The organism is Microcoleus vaginatus HSN003 (assembly GCF_022701255.1).
Lineage (GTDB): Bacteria > Cyanobacteriota > Cyanobacteriia > Cyanobacteriales > Microcoleaceae > Microcoleus > Microcoleus vaginatus_B.
Genome location: NZ_CP031705.1, coordinates 4,419,689 through 4,442,834 on the forward strand (window position 1 = coordinate 4,419,689; position 23,146 = coordinate 4,442,834).

20 protein-coding genes and 1 other RNA gene are annotated in these 23,146 nt (G+C 46.8%); 7 read left to right on the top strand and 14 right to left on the bottom strand.

The annotated features are described in order from the left end of the window. Positions 1 to 605: 605 nt before the first annotated feature. The 5 genes from ssrA to D0A37_RS19180 form a co-directional block, all read right to left on the bottom strand. Positions 606 to 996, bottom strand: a transfer-messenger RNA (tmRNA) gene (gene ssrA, locus D0A37_RS19160). 229 nt (positions 997 to 1,225) lie between these two features. Beyond that, entirely contained in the window at positions 1,226 to 2,983 is a 1,758-nt protein-coding gene (locus D0A37_RS19165; RefSeq protein ID WP_242716719.1) for a serine/threonine protein kinase, read from the bottom strand. Between the two features lie 61 nt (positions 2,984 to 3,044). Next, the gene (locus D0A37_RS19170) at positions 3,045 to 3,281 is read right to left on the bottom strand and encodes a type II toxin-antitoxin system Phd/YefM family antitoxin (RefSeq protein ID WP_242716721.1); all 237 of its coding nucleotides are present in this window, start codon (positions 3,279 to 3,281) and stop codon (positions 3,045 to 3,047) included. A 58-nt stretch (positions 3,282 to 3,339) separates the two neighbouring features. Then, positions 3,340 to 3,609: a ParE family toxin-like protein gene (locus D0A37_RS19175; protein WP_242716723.1), complete on the bottom strand. Its 270-nt coding sequence runs from the start codon at positions 3,607 to 3,609 to the stop codon at positions 3,340 to 3,342. Then, positions 3,606 to 3,824 (bottom strand): hypothetical protein, encoded by a 219-nt coding sequence (locus D0A37_RS19180; protein WP_242716725.1) that lies wholly within the window; start codon positions 3,822 to 3,824, stop codon positions 3,606 to 3,608. Before D0A37_RS19180 ends, D0A37_RS19175 begins: the two co-directional genes overlap by 4 nt. An 18-nt stretch (positions 3,825 to 3,842) precedes the next feature. Here D0A37_RS19180 and D0A37_RS19185 point away from each other — a divergent pair, with 18 nt between their 5' ends. Beyond that, positions 3,843 to 4,460 carry a hypothetical protein gene (locus D0A37_RS19185; protein ID WP_242716727.1) on the top strand — a complete coding sequence of 206 codons (618 nt, stop codon included), beginning with the start codon at positions 3,843 to 3,845 and terminating at the stop codon, positions 4,458 to 4,460. Here D0A37_RS19185 and D0A37_RS19190 read toward each other — a convergent pair. The 4 genes from D0A37_RS19190 to D0A37_RS19205 all read right to left on the bottom strand — a co-directional run bounded on the left by D0A37_RS19190 (position 4,457) and on the right by D0A37_RS19205 (position 7,795). Continuing rightward, positions 4,457 to 4,726: a hypothetical protein gene (locus D0A37_RS19190; RefSeq protein WP_242716729.1), complete on the bottom strand. Its 270-nt coding sequence runs from the start codon at positions 4,724 to 4,726 to the stop codon at positions 4,457 to 4,459. The genes D0A37_RS19185 and D0A37_RS19190 overlap by 4 nt on opposite strands. Before the next feature lie 150 nt (positions 4,727 to 4,876). Continuing rightward, positions 4,877 to 6,808: an ArnT family glycosyltransferase gene (locus tag D0A37_RS19195; RefSeq protein ID WP_242716731.1), complete on the bottom strand. Its 1,932-nt coding sequence runs from the start codon at positions 6,806 to 6,808 to the stop codon at positions 4,877 to 4,879. Continuing rightward, positions 6,790 to 7,095, bottom strand: coding sequence for a hypothetical protein (locus D0A37_RS19200; protein WP_242716733.1), 306 nt, complete (start codon positions 7,093 to 7,095; stop codon positions 6,790 to 6,792). The genes D0A37_RS19195 and D0A37_RS19200 overlap by 19 nt, the downstream gene beginning before the upstream one ends. 121 nt (positions 7,096 to 7,216) lie before the next feature. Continuing rightward, positions 7,217 to 7,795: a hypothetical protein gene (locus D0A37_RS19205; RefSeq protein ID WP_242716735.1), complete on the bottom strand. Its 579-nt coding sequence runs from the start codon at positions 7,793 to 7,795 to the stop codon at positions 7,217 to 7,219. A 361-nt stretch (positions 7,796 to 8,156) separates the two neighbouring features. Between D0A37_RS19205 and D0A37_RS19210 the strand changes: the two genes are divergently transcribed. Further along, positions 8,157 to 8,489: a DUF565 domain-containing protein gene (locus tag D0A37_RS19210; protein WP_242716737.1), complete on the top strand. Its 333-nt coding sequence runs from the start codon at positions 8,157 to 8,159 to the stop codon at positions 8,487 to 8,489. A 203-nt stretch (positions 8,490 to 8,692) separates the two neighbouring features. Next, the gene (locus D0A37_RS19215; RefSeq protein WP_242725625.1) at positions 8,693 to 9,856 is read left to right on the top strand and encodes a glycerate kinase; all 1,164 of its coding nucleotides are present in this window, start codon (positions 8,693 to 8,695) and stop codon (positions 9,854 to 9,856) included. A 194-nt stretch (positions 9,857 to 10,050) separates the two neighbouring features. Here the strand turns inward: D0A37_RS19215 and D0A37_RS19220 are convergent, their stop codons facing one another. Then, positions 10,051 to 10,419: a hypothetical protein gene (locus tag D0A37_RS19220; RefSeq protein ID WP_242716739.1), complete on the bottom strand. Its 369-nt coding sequence runs from the start codon at positions 10,417 to 10,419 to the stop codon at positions 10,051 to 10,053. A 327-nt stretch (positions 10,420 to 10,746) separates the two neighbouring features. Here D0A37_RS19220 and D0A37_RS19225 point away from each other — a divergent pair, with 327 nt between their 5' ends. Then, on the top strand, positions 10,747 to 11,274 hold the full coding sequence (locus D0A37_RS19225) for an orange carotenoid protein N-terminal domain-containing protein (protein ID WP_242716741.1): 528 nt from the start codon (positions 10,747 to 10,749) through the stop codon (positions 11,272 to 11,274). Between the two features lie 1,031 nt (positions 11,275 to 12,305). Here D0A37_RS19225 and D0A37_RS19230 read toward each other — a convergent pair. After that, on the bottom strand, positions 12,306 to 14,174 hold the full coding sequence (locus D0A37_RS19230) for an ATP-binding protein (RefSeq protein WP_242716743.1): 1,869 nt from the start codon (positions 14,172 to 14,174) through the stop codon (positions 12,306 to 12,308). A 402-nt stretch (positions 14,175 to 14,576) separates the two neighbouring features. On the opposite strand from D0A37_RS19230, the gene D0A37_RS19235 reads away from it, so the two are divergent. Further along, entirely contained in the window at positions 14,577 to 15,296 is a 720-nt protein-coding gene (locus tag D0A37_RS19235) for a response regulator (protein WP_242716745.1), read from the top strand. A 486-nt stretch (positions 15,297 to 15,782) separates the two neighbouring features. Continuing rightward, the gene (locus tag D0A37_RS19240; protein ID WP_242716747.1) at positions 15,783 to 17,435 is read left to right on the top strand and encodes an alpha-amylase family glycosyl hydrolase; all 1,653 of its coding nucleotides are present in this window, start codon (positions 15,783 to 15,785) and stop codon (positions 17,433 to 17,435) included. A gap of 381 nt (positions 17,436 to 17,816) precedes the next feature. Here D0A37_RS19240 and D0A37_RS19245 read toward each other — a convergent pair whose 3' ends face one another. Then, entirely contained in the window at positions 17,817 to 20,465 is a 2,649-nt protein-coding gene (locus tag D0A37_RS19245; RefSeq protein ID WP_242716749.1) for an EAL domain-containing protein, read from the bottom strand. 402 nt (positions 20,466 to 20,867) lie between these two features. Beyond that, a complete protein-coding gene (locus D0A37_RS19250; RefSeq protein ID WP_242716750.1) occupies positions 20,868 to 21,671 on the bottom strand; it encodes a DUF2267 domain-containing protein in 804 nt (267 codons plus the stop codon). 599 nt (positions 21,672 to 22,270) lie between these two features. On the opposite strand from D0A37_RS19250, the gene D0A37_RS19255 reads away from it, so the two are divergent. Further along, on the top strand, positions 22,271 to 22,687 hold the full coding sequence (locus D0A37_RS19255; protein WP_242716751.1) for a response regulator: 417 nt from the start codon (positions 22,271 to 22,273) through the stop codon (positions 22,685 to 22,687). Here the strand turns inward: D0A37_RS19255 and D0A37_RS19260 are convergent. Next, positions 22,653 to 23,072, bottom strand: a complete 420-nt coding sequence (locus tag D0A37_RS19260) for a Na-translocating system protein MpsC family protein (protein WP_242716752.1) — start codon at positions 23,070 to 23,072, stop codon at positions 22,653 to 22,655. The two genes, D0A37_RS19255 and D0A37_RS19260, sit on opposite strands and share 35 nt — an antisense overlap. Between the last annotated feature and the right edge of the window lie 74 nt (positions 23,073 to 23,146).

A 23,146-nucleotide genomic window follows, 5' to 3' on the forward strand; every position in this document is an offset into this window, starting at 1 on the left:
AGCGATCAGCATATAATTTTTCACCCGTCCTTTGTAGGAGTAGGCTTAGAAATCGGGGTCTTTGTAAAGATTTTTAATGCTTTACCGCCTAATAGTATATCGCCCGACAGGCTCCAAGAACGCACAGACAGGGTGAAGTTCTAATTATATGAGCCTGCAGCGTAGCTAATAGGTTGGTAATTTATGTTTGATGGTTGACGGTTGACGGTTGACGGTTGACGGTTGGCTGTTGACTGTTGAGTGTCCGATCGATTTTGAGTAAGAAATCAATCTGGATTTACGTACTCTCGTGTCTCCAACCTCGCTCCCTCCTAGCCCTTCTTAATAACAGGGGGAAACAATATCTGTAGGGGCAAACCCCCCGTGGTTGCCCCGATGCCTGAAACGGCCATTCGAGCGTCGGTGGGGGGTAGGCACGGGGGCACTACCCCTACAAAACCATGATTTTCCTGAGAATGAAACAGCCCTGGGATGCGAGGGGGATCTAGACTCAGCTATAAGTCAGATATAGGCCAAACAAAAGGGCCCAGAGTTAACTCTGGGCCCTTTTGATGCTTTAAAGTGCCTTTCAAATGGTTTAAACCATTGATTTTACGTCACTTCTTTTATGGAACTGGGCAGAATCGAACTGCCGTCCAAAGCGGGTATTTACCTTCCGATCGTTCACAGGTTTATCCCCTCTAATCCTCAGGGCGGGAACCATCTTTATCCCAAATGGGGGGATTTTCTAGTAATTGCTTTCCCAGCTAGCCGACTAGAAACGTTTAGCTAGGGCATCCGTTGGGGGTTGTTATGCTACCGTTAACGGAGTGAGGTGGCATACACTCTAAACCAAGCTCAAGAAGTTTTTAGGCTACAGCTACGGCTTTGCGAGCGAAAGGAACGATGTTGTTCGCATTTACTATTTTTTTTGAGCCGATATTAACGAGAGTAGACTCCCTCTCGACCTGCATCACGGAGCAGCTTTCGCCACCCTGTCGAAACCATTACAGCCCCTCGTGTGTTCTTTAATCATAGACAATATTTCGTGTTCCGTCAAGTCGATTTTGGATTTTGGATTTTGGATTTTCGATTTTGGCACAAAGCTGAGTCGGGAATATTTACATCTTGCACCATTTTCTTGAACAGGCTTTCGGGCCTGTTCCACAAGAGTTGAGTTTTCCTGTGGGGTGGGCATATTGCCCAGGTTTATTGACAAGGGTGCAGGATGTCACCGCTGCCAAGTTTAATGCAAGTTGTCGTCCCAGACGCCGATGTAAATCCGATCGCGCTCGTTGCGTTCGATCGTCCCTTCCAGCGAACCCTTCCTAAACGTAAACCGATTACTTCGGCGCTGCTGCACGTCGCCCAAGCCTTGCAAAATCTCCCGGCTAGCGCCGCCCACCATCCCGTTTAACGCGGTTCGCACTACCAAATCGTCCACCGACGGGGCAAAAGAACCCTCTGTTTGTACTAGCTCGCCCGAATCGCGATCGTAAATGTAGCCGAGAGTAATCCGATTGGGCAATATTTCGTAAAGTGCGGTGCGAGTATTTGGCCAATAGCCCTGCGCTTGAGAGTCAGTGGGTTCTCCCAATTCGGATAAAATCTGACTTTCCGCCGTACCAACGGCATACCCAGGGATTGTGGGAGTCTTCTGATAATTGGTTCCCGCTTGTTCGCTGGGTGCGGGCGATCGATCGGGCGGCAACTCTTTGTCAACAAGTTTTTCTGTTGGTGTGGGTTCGACAGCCTCGGGAGAAGGCGCTGGTGTTGGCGCTGGGGCTGGTGTTGGAGTTTCAGCATCCGGCGCTGGAGTTTCAGCATCCGGCGCTGGAGTTTCAGCAGCCGACGGCGGAGTTTCTCTGGGAGTCGGTGCTGGCGTTGGTGTGGGCGCGGGAATTGGTGCGGGGCTGGAGCGCGCGTCTGGATCTACAGGGGCCGAAGTGCGATCGTCCTGGGCCACCGGTGCGGGTTCTGAAGACGGCCGGTTGAGGAAAACCCTAGCAATCCCGACCAAACCTGCAACAATAAGTGCGATCGCCACGAACCCCAAAATCCACCAAACCTTGCGGTTGTTGTTCCCTGAAGGCACCACAGCAGGCGCTGTTCTCGAACCCGCAGGCGACTGAAACCCGTGTCCCGGAATCACCGCCACCGTCGGCCCGGTGCTCGGCGACGCTGCACCAAGAGGCTGCCCATGCAGCAGCGACAGCCACTCATCCACGGTAGCAGGGCGATTTTGAGCTTCTACCGTCATCCCCCGCATCACCCCAGAGCTGACAGCCGCACTTAGCTGAGGCCGCAAGTCGCGGGGCGAAGGCATCGGCTGGCTGGTACGCAAAATTGCAGCCACCGGCACTTGTGCTGTCAGTAAAGTGTAAAGCGTCGCCGCCATACCATAAACATCTGTGGCGGGCGTATATTTTCCTTGGGCGAAATACTGTTCTGGCGGCGCGTAGCCGTCGGACACCATATTAGTGTGACTTTGGGTTGCACCGGGAGTAAACTCGCGGGCTATGCCAAAATCAATCAGCACGACTTCCTGAGTACCTTGGCGCAAAAGAATGTTTTGTGGCTTGACATCTCGGTGCAGCAAACCCTTTTGATGAACAACTTTTAAAGCAGCGCCAATTTGAGTGATGTAGAGAATTGCAAGATTTTCTGGTAGCGGATTATTTGAACCGACTACATCGCCCAAGTTCTGACCGGCTATGTAGTCCATCACCATGTAAGGCTGGCCGTCTTCCACAAAGAAATCGCTGACGCGCACAATATTCGGATGAACGCAGGAAGCCAACCGCCTCGCTTCGTCTTGAAACTTGCGATCGAACTCAGCAAAATTGGGTTGCTGCCGCAGAGATTCGTTGAGGGTTTTAATGACTACAGGCTGTCCTAAATAGCGGTGATTTGCCCTGAAAGTTATTCCAAAGCCGCCGCGGCCCAATTCTTGTTCGAGGGTGTACTTTCCACCCTGTAAAGTTTTGCCGATTAGCGCATCCATAGGTTCAGGCGATCGCGTACCAGAGAATATGGCTGATTATTGCACGTATGGTCGGCTCTCCTCACCACTCCAAAGAGCGATCGCAATCCTCGATCGGCGTTGCCACTCCTTCCCGAATTGATTCCCGCATCCCCGGCACTGAGAGAAGATACAGTGTCTCCTGCACAGATGCGGAGTCAGAGTCAGATAATAACACTGGATTGCTAGTGTGTCCTGCGATCGCGATCGGTTGAAGTGACTGAATCATGGGAGCGATCGACTGTTGCAACTGCTGTTGATCTTCATTAATTGGGATCATAATTTTCCACTTGTCTAAATACACTTTTCTAATTGATATTGGCTGGCTGTAGACACTGCTACAACTGCCCCAGAAACTTGTCGTACTCTGCGTGTGAACCAACCCAAAACCAGATTACAGTGTCTCCATCCAACTGACCAACTGCTCGATAGTTTTTGGTAATTCGGGCTGAGTAGATTGGTAAGTCTGGATGCACCTTCTTGAAACGCAGGCTTGGATGACTTGGGTCTTCCTTGAACTGGCGATACGCCCCGCGTGTCTGCTGTTGAACTTGTTCGGGTAAATCAGCAAATAATCTACGGAACTCGGTTGTAGTGCTTGACTTCACAATGTTTCTGGATCGAGTTCTTGGGTTTTGCCTGCACGATACTCAGCCATTGCGGTCGCTGCGAGTTTAGCAAGAGCATCTGGGGAACGGGAGAATGCTTGATCCCAGCGCCTCTCGTCTTCAAGTTCTTCCAGAATCATTGAAGCGAGGGCATCTTGCTCGCTGGCAGACAATGTTTTCAACTTGGCGATCGCACGTTCGAGTAACTCAGTCATGGCTACCACACTTTTACAATGAAAATGGCATCCTATCCATTATCCCTTGTTTCAGGCAAGTTGAGGGTAGGTCAAACAAATGCTAGGCTAATTCTCATCATTAATAACTACGGAAAACCCACTTCTATGTTTTCTACTAGCTTTTCCATGTACTTAAATACATCTCTATATCTCGCAAATGCAGGGATTCCACTATTCACTCAGAGTGTTTTATATCAAATTATTTTGGTCATTCCCATTATCATAATAGAAGCTTATATTCACAAAAAGCTACTCAAGCTCAGTATCCTAAAAGCATCTTTTATTGCTTTTATAACAAATATCATATCGACGATTGGGGGAGGTTTTATTATCCTATGTATTGGGGCGTTTATTGGACATATCGTCTTCCACACAACCGTGCCTGTACAGCCTGGTTCTTTTCCATTTCTGCCGTTGGAAATTATGATGACACTCATTCCTATGTTTTTCTTTTCCGTTTACCTAGAATTATTAATAGGGAGTTGGGAAGTAAAAGAAATGGAAAAAAGCCAAGTGAATAAATCATTTTTAATAGCTAATTTATTCACTTACTTAATGCTTGAGGTATTAGCTTTTACCCAACTTGTCAAGGGATACATTGAAGGGCGTGGCTAACCAAAACTTTCTATATCGTCGGCTCGCTGATTGACATCTTCAGCCACCATCATTGCATTGATATGGGTAAAGATGCGATCTAATTCCCCAATGGCGTCGAGTTCCGCTGCCTCTTCTGCCATTAGTTGATCTGCCTTTTTCTTCTCTAACAATTGTTCCATGCGCTGTTGGAGCGATTCACTAAATTTGAACAACTTCCAGCCATCGACTTTTTCAATGCAAATCTCATGGATTAATGAGGAGGGTTTGTTGAGAATTGAAACCATTGTAGGCTCCGAGCTTAGGGTTTTAGGTAGTGAGTAGATTATAGCTTTTGCAGTCCTGGACGCACCATCGAGCGATTCACGGGCAACCACGGGGGATTGCCCCTATAAAAGACCATATATATCGGCTCACCGCGCTCGCAGTACAATACACTATCGAAACGCTGTTCTCGGAACCCTGGCGAGTTGGTAAGCACCCCGACTGTCCAACAATTGATATTGATTTGGCTGCAATCCTAATTGCACAAATTTCTCTGGATATCCCAGCAGCAAAATAGAGGGAGAAGTTGGGTTTTTAGATTCCTTAATGTAGTCGATCGCGCTTCTGACAGCTCGGTAGTAAGTCACCGGCTCTTGGGTATAAAAAACCAGACTTGGTTTCCAGAAACCAACCATAATAAACTCTTCCCCCGGCAGTTTTTGTTGAACCGCAACCTGCGCTAACTGTCTCAGAGGTAACTGGCGGTTGATATCGACCACTTTGTAGGCGGGAGTAAGACCAAAGATGATAAATGCTACTAACCCGATGAGGTTAGCAACCAAAATCCAGCGCTGTTGCCGCTTCCAGAGTAAAAGTGCGATCGCCACCGCTGTAATTATCCAAATCGTACCGCCGACAATCAGCAATCCCGACTGCTGAATTGCTTGGGGAAAATTGGGCATTGCCGGGTCGTCTCCCAGCCAGTTGTAGCAGTAGAAAGTTGCTCCGGCTATAATTAATAAAAATACGACATTGAAAATGTATGTAGCTAACAGCCCTCGCGGTAAAGAATTCGGTTTTTTTTCTAACTTTATCCGCCTGTTATCGGGTTCGTTACCTGCAATAATATCGCTCCACAGCAGCGTTACCAAAATCGCAGCGGCGGGGATTAAAGGCAATACATAACTGGGCAATTTGGTCACGGCGATCGTGAAAAAGCCAAAGATGCAGCCGAACCAAAATAGGGCAAATAAACTCAACTGAGCCGATCGCGGTTGACGACGCCAGTAACTGCGCTGCCAAAAACGGGTGCGGGCGATCGCCACGGGCAAATAAATCGACCACGGTGCAAAACCAACTAGCACTACAAAAAAGTAAAAATACCAAGGCGCGGAGTGCTTGTTGACTACTCCGGTAAAACGCTGGAAATTGTGATAGCCAAAAAAGCTGTCAATATAAGTTTGACCGTTGGCTAAAATAACGAAAATGTACCACGGCAGGGCGATCGCCAGAATAATCAAGATTCCCGACACCGGACGCATTTCGCGCCAAAGTTGTCGAAAATTTCCCAAATACAGCCCGAAGCTGCCAACAATCAGCGCTGGCACGACAATTCCCACAGGCCCCTTAGCCAGAATTGCTAAGGCAATTAGTACGTAAAAAGTCAGATACCACTTATTAGGAAATCGGGAAGCAGAAACGGTGGAAAATTCTGCTTGTTCTCTCTGTTCTTCTAGAGTGTAACCGAGGAAAAATGCGAGGAGTGCCGAACACATACAGCCGACTAATAGCATATCTGAAACGCCAGTCCGTCCCCAGGCAATAGTTTGGGGATTTAAAGCTATTAGGGCCGCACCAATCCAAGGAGTAGAAAAAAAGATTGGGAGATTGAGGGAGTGTCCGAGGGGGGGAGTGTCCGAGGGGGGAGACTTTCCTTCTTCCTCATTCTGTCTTCCTTCTTCCTTCTTCCTTCTTCCTTCTTCCTTCGATAAGGTATAAAATCCGAGGCAAGTCAGACCGATCGCGCACAAAGCCGAGGGAAGACGCACGGCCCATTCGTTAACGCCCAGAGTGCGGTAAGCCACCGCCATCAGCCAGTAAATCAACGGCGGCTTGTCAAACCTGGTTTCGCCGTTGAAATAAGGGGTGATCCAATGCCCTGTCAGCGTCATTTGACGGGCGGCTTCGGCAAACAACGGTTCCGTTTCGTCAACTAAACCGATGTTGCCGAGATTCCACAAGAAACCTACCCAGGCGATCGCGCACAGCCACAACAGCGACAGCAGCTTTGGTGCAATCGGGCGCTTCCTAAACTCTGACAAATTTTTAATAACTTCCTTCACCCAAACTTCCTGCGATTTTAGATTTAAAATTTTAGCTCGCATAGAGAGTCTACCGAAAGATTCGCATTCTCGAAACTCCCAACTCGATCGAATCCGGTTAAACAGAGATCTTGCACCATTCTCAATAAGCTTTGTATGAACAGGCAAGATGCCTGTTCCACAAGAAAATTCACTCTTTGTGGAACAGGCATCTTGCCTGTTCCTGAGAATGGTGCAAGATGTGAGTTAAACAGAGATGTTGCACCATTCTCAACAAGGCTTTCATGGGCGGGATCTCCTGCCCAACCCGTACTCCCCACAAGAAAATTCACTCTTTGTGGAACAGGCATCTTGCCTGTTCTTTATAATGATGCCGCTATGTGAGTTTAACCTCCCATAGCGGCACCATTCTCAACAAGACCGTATAAACCTGCTTTCCCGACCAAAATCTCGGCACCAGCAGCTAAGCGTTCACGGCTGCAAAATTAATTGCCATTCTCTGGCTTTGCTGTTCCAAGCCGGCGAGGATGTCTCCCCGGCGACGAAAGGCCCCCAGTAGCGGCGAGAACCATCCTGAGCAAAAACCACCAGAATGTCTCCCCGTTTGACTTGTAACTTGCCCTCCGGCAGCGATAGCATCAGTCCCTTGCCGCCGCCTTCCCCCGGCGCAAAATCCCAGTGCGCGGGTTTGCCGTAGGATTCCTTGGCTTGCCGCTTCGACAGCAGGGCCACTCGCACTGGGTGTTCGCTGCGGTTGCTGACGCGCAAAAGGCCGGAGGCCTTAACATTTATAGGGATTGAGGAAACCAATTCCTCCTCTGGATCTGGGGGGGTTGGTGTTGAGTCGGGCTTGGGCTCGCTGGCGGTGCCTGCAGAAGCTGTCGGGACTGGGGGAACCGGGGGTGTGCGGGGATGGGCGGTGGCTTGTGAGGGCCAATCGCTCGACTGATTTGAACCGTTGGAGATAGTGATTTCAAAACGTCCTAAAAACATTCCTGTAATTAGGACGATCCACACTCCAATTATGATCTGGTAAATTTTAAGATTCATAAATTTTAGGATTAAAGGATAGGCTGCCCCCGAAAGTAGTCTTAACTATTTTTAATGTAAAACCCGGGGCCGCTGTGCCACAAGATACAGTTACACTTAATTCCTTGACCGTTCTCGGCTATAAGTCCGCGATCGCTTAGTACCATCTTAGATGTTAAATTTTAGATTTTAGATGGCGAGATACTGACCCCGGTAAGAATTTGGAGTTGGTCGGGAGGGGCATTTGTTTACTCATCGGTTTAGCTTTTAAGACCCGTTGAAAAAAAGAGTACCACTATAGGCCCGTACTGCCAACCCCAATAGTCATCAGTCATTCCGCATCTCAAATCTCAAATCTCAAATCTCAAATCGTATAACTTTTATGCAGAATACCCGAATTAACAGATTAATTGATGTTCTGGGCGATCGCCTCCGAGGCTGGCTGAAAAATCCTTGGCGACGGATTTCGCTCCTGCTAATTAGCCTGCTGTTCGGCACTTTTTTGGGAACAGCTATTTCGACAATCACCGGACAATCTGCAGATTGGGATATTATCGCGGCCGGGCTGTTGGTGTTGTTGACGGAGTTCGCCAACTGGCTGGTTTACGCCGGCCCGCGGCCTGTAGCAGGTTCTTTTTGGGTGGATATGCTCAATGCTCTGAAAATTGGCGTGACTTACAATTTATTTGTGGAGGCTTTCAAACTTGGCTCGTGAAAAATGGTGAAATATTTGTCTGCTGTAGATAGTATTTATATAAACCTGTTCTTAAAAAAATCTTAATTTGAACTAGGGTCGGAAGTTTTGAACTCTCCACGACCGGAGTTGGGGCTTGTATCCGTTTTGAGTGAGGTCAAATATTTGTCAATTGCAGATAGGATTTGTACAAAACCCGCTCTGGCATCAAGAGTTTTGAGAAGATGGATCGATCGACTGTAACTCCTGTTGAAATTTTACATCGGTGGCAAGCGGGCGTTAGCGAAGCCCTCGAAGAGGATCGCCCCATCGCTCCCGACTTCGATCACCTGGCTTTTTGGGAACTGGCAGATGATCTGCGAGCGCGCGCTTTTGGCATTACTCCCGACAATGTAGCCGATGTTGTCCGCTGCAAAACCGATTTATTCTTTTCTATTCTTGACGAACTGCATACTTTCCCGCTAAAGTCAAGTGTTTTTCTAGAAACTTTGTGGAATCTTTGGCTGCCGCTGGCCATGCAATTATCGGCTGCCAAACAAAGTTTAAACCGTCCTTTAATTCACGGAATTTTAGGAGGGCAAGGAACGGGAAAAACTACTTTATGCCAAGTTTTGACGCTGATTCTGGGAAAATTGGGATATTCTACTGTCAGCCTTTCTTTAGACGATCTTTACAAGACTTATGCCGATCGCCAACAACTCCAAAAAGCAGACCCGCGTTTAATTTGGCGCGGCCCCCCCGGCACTCACGATATTGACTTGGGAATCGCAGTTTTAGACAAGTTGCGGGGTTCTAAAACTCACAATTTAGCAGCAGTTGACAATCCCAAATCTGATGCCCTCAAACCGGATTTAATTAATAAAAATATAGAAATCCCCAGGTTTGACAAATCAGCCTATGGAGGTGCAGGAGATAGAAGTCAACCCGAAATTATTTCCGGTGCGGATATTGTACTTTTTGAAGGTTGGTTTGTCGGCGTGAATCCGGTGGTTGATGCCAAATTAAACGAGTTTTTGGCGGGTACACCGTTTCCGATTTCCACAGAAAGCGACTGTCAGTTTGCGCGCGATATGAATGCGAAGCTGTACGAGTATCTGCCGCTGTGGAACCGATTAGATCGGTTGATGGTTTTGTATCCCGAAGATTATCGCATTTCTCAAGTGTGGCGCAATCAGGCGGAACGGGAAATGATGGCGGCGGGGAAGTCGGGAATGTCAGAGGCCGAAATTAATCGGTTTGTCGAATATTTCTGGAAAGCGCTGCATCCCGAGTTATTTATTAAGTCGATGGTTGAGGAGGGCGATCGAGTGGATTTAGTAATTGAAATTTTGGGCGATCGCACTGTCGGCAAAATTGGTCGGGCGATCGACTTAAAATTAAGCGATTAGGGACACTTAAAACTAACGGTTTAAGGACACAACAATGTTGTGTCCCTACTGTATTGCAGCTTATCGTGCACTCACTTGACCATTCAGGAGTTATTTATGCAAAAAGTGAGTTGACGCGCGAATTAGAGGGGTAAGGCGCGCCATAAGCACCCTACAATACAGAGGTTTTGCATCGAGGATGGAGAATTTCTAAATTAACTGCCAGGAGTACCAAGATCGAGCGCTTTCTGGATCAAATCGTCGGTAACTTCGCCCGGTGTACCAGAAGGCGTAATGTCGTGAGCCATCGAACGAAAAGCATCGGGATTGCCGCTTGAATCTGCCGGCAGTGGGATCTCTGTAGGAGCGGGAATATCAAATTTAGGTGCAGTTGCAGCGGCTGCGGCTTCGGCGCCGGCACCCGTGCGATCGATGTCACTAACGCTGAATTCTTTTGAAGCTTCGTAGTCTGCGGATACATCAACGGTCGGCAACTTTTGTTCTCCAGCTTCCGCGCTTTCAGTGATCTGCTGAGCCTCAAAGTTTTCAGTGTTATTGACTTCTGTATTATTGATTTCAGACATAGCCGACTCCTTGCTAGTTTTATTTAACAATTCACTGTATCAATTATTACTTGAATCCCAGGCTTTTTCATCTACCCGCAGATGTATCGTTGGCTTCTATCTTAAGGATGATTTATTCTAGGGTAGTGGCTCAACCTTACACCAGTTTCTTAAAATAATGTAAATTTAGGCAAGCTCCAAACCCATACATACTCAGCCATTCCCCATGGTTTTATCTAAAATCTAAAATCTAAAAACTAAAATCGTATTACCTCTCGGGGATGGTGACTTGCACTTACAAATCTTGATATTTATATATTCTGGAAACATTTTTAAGGAATTTTATTTATGAACTCACCCGCCGCGACCAATCCTCACTCTCTCTCCAACGACACTCAAAACATCGTTCAGGCAATCAACGGGTTGGGTACAGATGAAAAACTGGCGTTGCTCTACTTTGTTTATGAAAAAATGGGAGATTCAGTTACACCAGCCGCTCCCGCTGCGGCCGACCCACAATTAGCTCCCATGCTGCTTGATGATTTTTACAAGCTTTCCCATGACCAACAACTGAATATAATGCGCGGTATTGTCAACCGCGACGACACGCCGTATTCTCACGCTTACGGAGCTTTAACTGCTAACAATCAGTTGGTGGTTTGGTATGCTTGGGCTATTGGTATGGGAGAAACAATTGTCGATATCCCCGAAGGATATGAGGCAACTGAGGCGGTCAATGGCGTGTTGGGTCAAATTGAAGGTCTTGAGTTTGAACAGCAAATTACAGTGCTGCGCGACGTAGCTAATAATATGGGCTACACCGATGTTAAACCAATTGCTACTCAGGCGGAAGTAGGGAAAACTTCTAGTCTTTAGAGAAGACTCGGCGGTTCAAACCGCTGCAGAGAGTCAAGCCCAGCCTGCGGATAGACTGATCTTCGCCCTACGTCATCCGCAGACTGAAGAATAAAGGAGACATTAATATCAATTCCGGTTGCACTCATACATGATTGTTGACTGTTGACTGTTGACTGTTGACTGTTGACGGGGGTCGAAAAACTGAATAGTTGAGTGTTAACTGTTGACTCGATTTTATTATTCCGATGCAACTGGAAACGATATAAAACCAGATTTTCTCTGATTAGCCGACATAAATAAACCTCATTGTGTCCGCAGGTTTGTATACTAAATCCGGTTTTAATACTTGCTTTTTTTAGTTGCAGAAGTATAGGGTGTCATGGCGAGCGATCGCAAAACAATCGCTCGCCATGACTATTACATCACTCTTGAGAGCAGCAATTTCCTGTAAATATAATACCCGTTTAACAAAGTCTTGCGACAGCACATTTCAACAGAGTGAACTACATTCACTTCACTCACCCTATCGGGAACACTCTCCTGATTCAAGAGGAGGAGAGGAGGCAGGATTATTCTTGTTCCTCCCTTAATAAGGGGGGACTTGCGGGGGGTGAATTTGACTTTTGCAAGAACTTTAATCATCAATCTTATACCAATTATTAAAAGTCGAAGCACCCCGCGCCAGACTTAGTTCTGGGCGTTTTCATACAGATGCTCCCCTATAATACAATACGGTTCAGTTAAGCCCGATCCCCCCTAGCCCCCCTTAAGAAGGGGGGGACAAGAACTTACTCACAGTCCCCCTTCTTAAGGGGGATGCGAGGGGGATCTCCTAGGAATAAACAGTTTTAACCCAAGCGTATTGCCCTATAATAGACCTCTTGCAAAAAAATAATTAGGACGGGCTCTCCGGCCCATCCCACAAGAAAAAATAACTCTTGTGGGATGGGCATTTTGCTCGTTCCATCAACTGATGAAAAGGATGTTTGCAAGAGCTCTAATCTATATATATCCCTATTTTTCAGAAGTTCTAGAAAAAAGGTTTTCAGTCAGCCACTGAGTTTTTTAGGGCAAACTTTTCGCGGGAATTCCATCCGAAATGTCGAACCTTTTTTAGGTTGACTTTCGGCAGTAATTGTGCCGTCGATCATCTTGACTAAAGAGGCACAAATAGCTAGTCCTAAACCGGTGCCTGCGTATTGGCGAGTTGTTGTTTGGTCGCCTTGGCGGAATTTGTCGAAAATGTGGGGAAGATCGGTTTCACAGATGCCGATTCCTGTATCCCGAACGGTGAGAATTAGCCGATCGCAATTTAATTCCCGCACCTCAATGCAAATGCTGCCCTCATGTGTGAATTTAACCGCGTTGGAAACGAGATTGACCAAAATTTGCCGCAAGCGCAACTTGTCATTAACTATAAACTGATTCTGCAAGGACACGCTGACGGACATGGCCACATTCTTCTCGGTGGCTTGATTTCCGAATTCCAGGGCGACATCCATTACTAAATGCGCTAAATCAAATTTTTCAGTTTTTAATTCTGTGCCGCCACTCTCGATTTTGGAGAGGTCGAGGATATCGTTAATTAGCAGTAGTAGATTTTTGCCGTTATGTAAAATGCGCCCCACCATTTCTGTTTGCTGGCGCGTCAGCAGTTGTTTGTGCTGGCGCAGCAGCAATTGGGAAAAGCCGATAATCGAATTCATGGGAGTTCGCAATTCGTGGGACATGATGCCCAAAAATTGCGATTTTAACTTGGCTGCTTCTAGCAATTGCACTTTTTGCTGTTGAATGCGTCGCCCCTGATTTTCCAGTTCTTCCTGCTGACGAATTAGCAGCTCGTTTTGCAAGTCTAAAAGCTGTTCCTGCTTTTTTAATTTTTCGATCGCCCGCGCGCTGTTAATCGCGATCGCAGCTTGTTTTCCCATCACCGCTAGCAGTTGCTGAGTATGGGCGTCAATCGCCTTAGTGTCTTTCCCGTTGCCGATCGCCAACACACCCAAACGCCCGCTTTCCCCCGACTCGATCGCCGCTGCACAGGCCGCCGCCGGCAGCCCGCCCTCGCCACACTCCGACCGCCACAGTACAGACTCTCCCGTCGCAAATGCTTTCCACAGCAGCTTGTTCTGCACGTGCGGGGTTTGGCCCTCAGCAAAGTTTTCCGTACCCCCGACAGCGGTGAGTTTGAGGCCGCTGCAATCGCACTCCAGGAGAGCAACTAGGCAAAATTCAGCTCCTGCGATCGCCTCTAAAGTCGCGTCCGCAATGGATTGCAACAACTGACCCAAGTTACCCCGGCGCTGGCTCAACAGATTTGTAAAGCGATCGAGCGCCTGCAACTGCCGCCCTCCGTCCCTTACAGTCCCGGCTTCGCACAACTTTTCTGCTGTGAAGTTGGCTTCCGAGTGCGCTTGATGGGGCAAAAATTCTGGTCCTGCTTGAGGATCAACTTGAGTTTGTTGAATCGCGTCCATATCTGTGTACGTTCCCACCCATTCCAAAACTTCCTGACTTTCTGGATTAGCGGGGGTTGCTCTGGCCAGATTCCAGCGGTAAGCGCCCTCTCGTGTCCGCAGACGAAATATAATTTCGTAACTTGGTGGCGGGGACTTAGAAGAGTGCGATCTCGCCAAAAGACGAGGACGGTCTTCTGGGTGGATCTGCGCCAGATAGCCAAAACCCAAAGCTGCTGCTGCTGGTACCCCCGTATATTCCTCCCAGCGCTCACCTAAATAAGTCACCCAGCCGTCGGGATAGGCTTTCCAAATTATGTGAGGAGTTGCCGACCACAGGCAAGCGTCGTGAGTTTCGCACTCACAAACTTGCTGCTGGGGGGATGTTATTTCAGATACTTTGTGTACTATTTCCGGGTCGGAAAACTCCGAGGGAAATGACTTATTGCCGTGATAGGGAGTCATAACTGGTTTTATAAATAAGCAGTGAACTAGAGCCCTAACACCGGCTCTCGACTCGTGCTGCTAGCTTTATTGATTTTGACTGCCCAAGTGCGTCAAAATTTTTTATACTTTAAACTTATCGGGGTAGTGGTATCTTTACCTCTATCAAGGGGCGGACAATGAGATAATTCAGTTAAACTGTTGAAACATTGAGAGCTTACCTGTCCCGATCAAGGCTCGTGCAGACATCGCCGCAAAATAACTTAAAAATTAACTTGCTTTCTTGGCGGCTGCATGAGTATGCTTAAAAATGATGTGCGGCCTGTCAAACCATAAATCAGGACACATTCTCACATTTACTCAGTTTGACTGAGTGAGTTGACGAACGATATTTTAAAAGTTTAGCGGACTATTGGAAGAAAGATGAGTAAAATTCGCGTTGCTTTGATAGAAGACCATGACCTGACAAGAGTCGGCATCCGCACAGCTTTACAACAGCGTGACACTATAGAAGTTGTCGGCGATGCAGCTAACGCTACAGAGGGATTGAAACTGCTTCAGTCTTCAAAACCTGACGTGGCAATTGTAGATATTGGGTTGCCTGATTTTGATGGCATTGAACTTACACAAAAGTTCAAAAAATCCGTAGCGGAGTCTGATCCGGATACCAAAATTTTGATTCTGACTTTTCAGGACAATGAAGAAGAAGTTCTGGCAGCTTTTGCCGCCGGAGCTGACTCTTACTGCATGAAAGATATTAGCTTCGATCAGTTATTAGATGTAGTAAAAGTAACTCACGAAGGTAACTCTTGGATCGATCCGGCGATCGCCCGTATCGTCCTGAAACAAGCTCGCACTCAGGAAGCCACCCCGGAAGAACCGAAGGCTGAGGGCAAAAGAGTCACAATTAAGGCTGCCGAACCCGAGTTTAGCCACATTATTGAGACTTACCCTTTAACCGAACGGGAATTAGAGGTTTTGGAACTGATCGTCCAGGGTTACAGCAATGCTGCCATAGCCGAAAAGCTTTACATTACTGTCGGTACAGTCAAGACTCACGTCCGCAATATTTTGAACAAGTTGTGTGCTGATGACCGCACTCAGGCTGCTGTTCTCGCCCTGCGTTCTGGCTTGGTTGGATGAAGCCTTAATCATCAGGCAAAATCAAGTTAAAAGTAGGGTGCGCTGGGCGCACCTTACGACCATTGATTTAGGGTGTGCAGTGCACACCTACTGACTAATTGTTAGCCAAAAATTAGGGTAAGCAGTGTGTACCCGCCGAGCAATTGTTTGTTGTGAAAAAAGGGATAAAGTGGAAATCAGCATCTATCCCAGTACAGATATTTTTTTAAATATTTTAAAAACTAAATATACCTTAAGATAGATACTAAAAAACTATCCTATTACTAATACTTATTGTTGAGCGATCCCCAGTTAGAGAAATTTCGCTGGCACTGCCAATATTGCGCGATCTCACTTCATAAAAGGCGCAGCCAGAGGCCAGGTTACGATACTTTTAGGAATAGTTAAGCCTTAAAGAAATTATATCCGCAGAGCGATGCTGAGTTCGCTTAAATTTGCGAAATTAAAAGTATCAACTGCTACTGAAATATTTTAGAAAGAGGTATTATGCCCGCTCCAATTGAATTCAAGTTATTTGCTCCCTACAACAAAGGAGCTGCCTTGATTGGCTCTTTTTCTAATTGGGAAGAGATTCCCATGGAAAAAGACGAAGAAGGTTATTTCCGCACGCGAGTTGACTTGGAGGATGGCGTTTATCAATACAAATTTCGCGTTCAGTCGAAAAGCTGGTTTGTGGAAGCGGATCAGTGGGTAGATGTGGTCGATCCCTACGCGACTGACATTGACGATCCTAGTCAAAACGGCCTTGTTCGGATCAAAGACGGCGATCGCATTGTCGATACCTACGTCTGGAAACACGATGACAAACCGCTACCAGCCGATCGGGAATTAGTGATTTACGAAATGCACGTTGCTGACTTTTCCGGCGGCGAAGCCGATCCCCTAGCCCGCGGCAAGTACAAGCACGTCGTCGAAAAACTCGATTACCTCGTCGAACTCGGCATCAACGCGATCGAACTCATGCCCCTCAAAGAGTACCCAGGCGACTACAGTTGGGGCTACAACCCCCGCTACTTCTTCGCTGCCGAGTCCAGCTACGGAACCACCGAAGAACTCAAAAACCTGATAGACGAGTGTCACGGGCGCGGTATTCGCATCATCATGGACGGGATTTACAACCACGCGGAAGCATCGAGCCCCCTCACTCAAATCGATCACGATTATTGGTTTCACCACGAACCCCGCGATCCAGACAACAATTGGGGCCCGGAATTTAACTACGAATTCTATGACGAAAACTTAGGAACTTTCCCCGCACGCCAATTTGCTGGCGATACAGTCCGCTTCTGGATTCAAGAATATCATCTCGACGGCATTCGTTTCGACGCGGCGCGACAAATTGCTAACTACGATTTCATGCACTGGATCGTTCAAGAAGCCAAAAGTGTCGCCGGCCCCAAACCATTTTATACCGTTGCCGAATACATTCCCGAAAATCCCAGCATCACGAATGTAGACGGGCCGATGGACGCCTGCTGGCACGACAGTTTCTATCACTCCATAATTCCACAACTCTGCGGGGACAATTTTGATTTAGAACGGCTCAAAGAGGTAATCGACTGCAAGCGGCAAGGTTTCTTGGGTGCTACGAATGTAGTCAATTATTTGAGTAATCACGACCACGATCGCGTTTTTGCCGAATTGGGCGATCGGGGAATTTTGGATGAAGCAGCATTCAAGCGGGCGAAGTTGGGAACCGTACTGTTAATGACAGCAGTTGGCGTGCCGCTGATTTGGATGGGCGAAGAATTTGGCGAATACAAAGGCAAAACAATCGAGCAATCTAAAATTGACTGGACGCTGCTAGGAAATGACCTAAATAAAAGTTTGTGGGAATACTACAAAGGCTTAATTCACCTGCGTAAAAATAACCAAGCACTTTACACAGAAAATATCGACTTTTTCCACGAAGACCCCGACTCAAAAGTTTTTGCTTACACTCGCTGGAACGATGAAGGTTCGAGAGTTGTAGTAGTGGCGAATATGTCGGAAAATTATCTAGCAGGTTACAGCGTGCCCAACTTCCCGGCAAACGGAACTTGGCACGAATGGACAGGGAATTATGATATTGAATCTGGCGATCATAATATTATGATTGACTTGCCGGAATACGAAGCGAAAGTGTTTGTTTGGCAGTAAGCTGTCATATCAATTCCGGTTACACCGGAATCATTGTTGACTGTTGACTGTTGACTGTAAGTCAAAAAAATGAAAATTGCGCGAATTATTTGTTGGTTGATTCGACTTTACGCCCGACGATGAAGCGCGGATTTGATATCATTCCGGCCTGCGCCGGAATTGATATCACTACAAACTTATAAGGGTTATTTGACAGGTTCTTATCTATAGCAATCCTAAATGATTTGTGTAATTCTTGTAGGGGCAAACCCCCCGTGGTTGCCCCGCCTTGGCTGGGGTAGGCACTCTTAGCACTACCCCTACATATTTTTACAACTGATTTAGGATTGCTATAATTCACAACTCAAAACAGAAACTCTTTTGTGTTCCGCTTCCCGATTGTTAATTTAAACTCCTTATTTCCCCCGATTGATTTTCTAAGCACAATTGCGTTATAGCCGCCGCCGGTATTGGTTTGCTAAAGAAGTAACCCTGACCCATATCGCACTGATGCGACTGCAAAAATGCCAACTGTTCTGCTGTTTCCACTCCCTCCGCAATCACCTGTAAATTCAGGCCTTGTCCCAAGGCGATCGCCAATTTCACAATAGTAGCACCGCTGCTGCCAGTCACCAAATCGGCCACGAAAGATTTGTCTATTTTTAAATTATTGAGGGGAAAGTTTTTCAGAGACCACAGCGAAGAATAACCAGTGCCAAAATCGTCCAGAGAAATTTGAATTCCCATGTCCTGCAACTGCTGCAATACCGACACCGTAAAGCTCACATCTGTCATGGCAATGCTCTCGGTAATTTCTATTTCTAAATACTCCGGCTTTAACTTGGTTTCTGATAAAATTTCAGCGATAATTTGTACCGTGTGAGGTTGCAGAAACTGGCGGGCTGATAAATTCACTGCTATCCGCATCGGCGGCAATCCCAGTAACTGCCACGCTCGATTTTGCAAGCAAGCAGTCCGCATCACCCATTCGTCAATTTGGCAGATTAATCCTGTTTCCTCAGCTAAGGGAATAAAACGATCGGGAGGAATCAAACCGCGTTCAGGATGCTCCCAGCGAATCAGAGCTTCCATGCCCACTATTTTGCCAGTCTTTAAGTTTATTTGCGGTTGATAGTGCAGTACAAACTCAGATTTTTTTAGAGCTTTGTAAAGATGATTTTCTAAGTTAAGATCCTCGGAGACTTTACTGCCGATCGCCTGCGTGTAAAACTGATAATTATTGCGACCTTTCTGTTTAGCTTTGTACATCGCAGCATCAGCATTTTTTAGCAAAGTTTCTGCATCTTCTCCGTCGTAAGGAGCCAAAGCAATTCCCAAGCTAGCCTTAATATAAAGTTCCAGACCCTCAAAATCAAAAGGACTGCTTAAACTCTGGATAATTAGCTGGCAAATCTTAGTTGCTTCCTCAGGGGTGTTGATATTGTACAGCAGCACAGTAAATTCATCTCCGCCCCAACGAGCCATCGAATCCCCCACGCGCAAACACTTAGTCAAACGCCGAGAGACACTTTGCAGCAATAAATCGCCCACTGGGTGACCGAGAGTATCGTTAACATTTTTAAATCTGTCCAAATCGAGAAAGATTACTGCCAGCATTTCTCCATCTTGGTGAGCGCTAGCTAAAGCTAAAGACAGCCTTTCATTAAACAGTAATCTATTAGGTAAACCGGTTAATGGGTCGTGAGAAGCTTGATGTCGGATCATCGCCTCGACGCGCCTCTGCATTGCAGCCATGTACAGGTGAGTTCCTAAAGATTGTGCTAGCTTCTGTTCCTCGCTGCTCCACTTTTGAGCTTCGCCGGTTTTGATTTCTTTCCAAGCTGCAAAGGATTGTCGGGGACGATCGTTCCGGGCGTCCGAACTGCAACGGCCCGCCCACAAAATTTCGGTTTGTATAGGGCTGCGAAAAACGGTGAGACAGCCGATGCACTGTTGGCGATATTGCAGCGGTACTGCCAAAAATGATCGAATGGAAGCTGCGACTAAATTGGCCGATACAGATTTAAGTTGAGGTTCTTTAGAAATATCAGAAATTGCGTACAAGTGCGGTACGAGAAAGCTGGAAACATTGGTGTCAATGGAACTGTAATGCTGAGAATATAGATTTTCAAAAATACCTAATTGGCTGGGATGATTAGCAGTTTGTGCTCGATCGCCTTGGTTGTCCAACCCCATGATCTGCTGCCAAAACGGGCTGAGTTCAAGGTCGATGTCCGGGGGCTGCTGGCCACAGGTATAAAGCAAAGCGGGTCGATCGCCAAACTCGGCTGCAATGTAGAGTCGCCCTCCCGAACCATGCAAATGCTTGACTGTTTGTTCGAGAACTGCTTTCCGAATTTCGTTGAGTTCCAGAGGAGAATGCAGCAAACTGGTAATTTGGTTGATAACCGCTTCGTCGCGCGCTTGCTGTCGAGCTTGACTGAGTAGAAAAGATTGGGCGATCGCAATTGAAAGTTGATCCACCAGCAACTGCACCATTTTCAATTCTCGATCGCTAAACCGTTTCGGTCGGCTGTGGTGAGACACCAACAATCCCCAAAGCTGATTTTGATGCACAATCGGCACCGTCAGAGAAGAACGTGCCCCCATAGCCTTCAGATATTCAGCGTGACAGGGGTCTACAGGGCGATAGCTAATATCTTCAACTGCTAAAGTTTTGCCGGTGTCGGGACAATCTAACCGATTAATTGTTTGATGGTTCAATTCCACATCTACAATCACTCGCTGCCGCGCTTTGAGAAACATTTCCCGAGCACTCTGGGGAATGTCGCCTGGTGGAAAGCGCAAACCCAGCATAGATGGCAAATTGTCGCCGTTGATGGACTCAGCAATTACCTCACCACTACCGTCTGCCTCAAAGCGATAAACTTTTACTCGATCGCTCTGTAAAAAGCTGCGGATTTCTCGGGCAGTTGTCGTCAAAATCTCCTGGAGTTCTAAAGAGTTGCGAATGCGATTGGTAATTCGATTGAGTAAAATCTCTTGTTCTAAAGTCGATCGTGACATTTGTCTAACTTTTGTGCGGGCCATCTCTTTTGATCTCCCGGGCTGTTGACAGCATTTTTACGAGCCACCGTCTTAACTTGCCCTGTATTATACATTACAACACTTTCCCTCTGTCTAGGGGCTTGACCTAACCCAAGAGCGAGAAACTCGGTATCTGGGGATATTTCTGGTTTTCCGACAAATTTGGGTGATAAACGGGGTTTTTCACCGCATTTACAAGGCAAAGAAAGAGCGATCTGACAATTAGTGAGGACGAAAGTTCGATCGAGTTTGAGCACGGCTCAAGTTCTTACTACAAAACAATTGCAGAGTTACAAGGCAAGAGATATAGAGAAACCGGGCTGATGAACCAGCATTCTGGCTCAAGAGCGCAGAATGCTGGGTCGTCAACCCGGCTGGTAAGTATTTATACCCGGAAAGATTGCGTTAAGCCGAGGCCCACATTTCCCGAATTCGATCGGGCAAAAAGCCCGCTATTTCCTGAATTCGCTCCTCGGACAACTCATCCTTCGTTGCCGAAAATACAGCCGCGATCGCAGTTTCCGGTTTTACTCCTGAAGGAAGTGAGCCTTCTAGTTCCACCCTCCGTGCAAACAAATTGCCATCGATCCCCGCAGGTGCAGGCGGGCCGGTCAAAGGCTGACGTATGCGGCTGAGCAATCCCACCAGCGGATTTGTATCTTTCCAGAGGTCTGCTATTTCTTGTTGCAGGGTTTTGTCATCCGTAGGCAAAACTTCTTTGTGCAATTCAGATTCCACGTGCTCGATGGCATCTTTTGTCATCACGTCGCGCATGACCCGGTACACTACTTCGGTAATGTCCCTGGCATCAAAAATATCCTCCAAGTGACCGTTTACCAACACTTTTTCCAAAAACGGCATATCCTTTGAAGCGATAGGAACTGCCGATCCTTTGTGGTGGAGCGAAGTCGGAGGATTCGTTTCCATTTTTTGTAACAGTTTGCGGCCTTTTTCTGTTAACTCAGCTTGTTGAAATGCCACTAAAGGCGGCACTAACTCAGCTCCTCCGTAAGGTTCTCCACTAAAGTCCGCTTTGATAAATTCTCTTTGGTTGAGGTAGTCCAAATGACCGAGCAATTCCGCTTCCGCCACATTGTGACCGACATATTCTTCCGCTGCATTCCTAATTTCCGACTCTCCCTTGGCGTTGCCGCTGCCAATCTTTTTCAGCAAAATGTAAGTCAGGTCGTCTCTGATTGGAATTGTCATTAAAACCTCCTAGGTTAATATCCGGTAAATAAAGCTCATGTAAAAACTGAATTTTTTTACTGGCTTAAATGGTGATGATTACTACTTAAAAACATTGAAGTATAAAGTAGAGTAACAAGTATCTCTCAGCAGATGGAAGTTATTAAAATTAAGTATCGGTTAGAATCTTCCTTTAGGTAGATCCATCTAGGGGAACCCCTGTGTAATGTGTTGAGTATCTTAAAAAGCTGTCGCCACTCTTCAATGCTATTAAGCGAGGATACTTTATTGGTAATGTTTTCCGTATTTATTGCGTGTTGTTACCAAGGCTGACGCACAAAGAGCGCCTAAGTTGGTAATTGGCGCTGGGAGAGGTAGAATTAAGCAGATGCTATGGTGTTAATCAACTGCGGTCGTTTGGTCTGCAGCTTGTAGCGATATGGTATCGGGTTAGACCAAAAACCGATCATGGGAGAGCTACACATACGAGCCAATCTGTTTCAAGTGCCAGTGCGCCACTTGAAGAATGCCTCGGGGAGAAGTTTTTTGATCGTGTTGTTTTTCGATCGGCATTTATGAACTACCCTCATTGGAACAATAAATTGGAATCCTCGTCTTTTATGAGCGGTCAACCCCCGGTTGACAAGCGTCCTGTAGTCTTGGCTGTAGACGACAATCAGGACAACTTAGAGCTGCTGACACAAATACTCGATTTATTGGGATGCGAGTGCGTGGGAGCAGTTGACGGGTACGCAGCTATTTCAGCAGCAGTCGATCGACATCCCGACCTAATCGTACTGGACATTTGTCTGCCGGATATAGACGGTATGGAAGTAGTAAAGCGCGTCCAAGAAAACCCCGATATCAGACATATTCCGATTGTTGCTGTCACAGCACTAGCAAAAGCAGAAGATCGCGCTCGAATTCTCCAAGCCGGCTGCGTGGAATACCTTTCCAAACCTTTTAACATCAAAGATTTAGAAACAGTTATCCGCCAGCATCTCAACTCTTCTCAAAAGCTTTTGATTGAGTTTTAGATTTATAATTAGAATCTCGAACTTGAGGTGCAGAGTCCAAAATGGCGATCGTTCCCGTGCGGCCCGTCTCCAAGGTCGCATCGCGGAGCAAATCAGTGACTCCCACGCCCAAAACCTTTTGGATTAATTCTTTCAGGGGCACTTCCAGAACTGATTCTAATTGTGTCCGCACTTCCAAAGCCAAATCTTGCTGACCGTTCTGAGCCAGTAGTTTTTCGGGTTGAGTAAGCCCATTTTCGACAACAATTATCAATTTGTTATCCAAAAGATTGCAGAGCGCCTGACTCGTTGGGTGTCCGAGTTGAGAGCGGTACAAAGCTTGAATCCCCTGCGAAAGAGTCCGCTCTAAATTCCCCCGAGTAGGTTCTAAGGTTTCCCCTGTCATATTTTTTAGTGAGATAAAGATAAATCAAAAAAACAGTTAACTGTTAACTACTAACTGGTTAACTGTTAACTGCT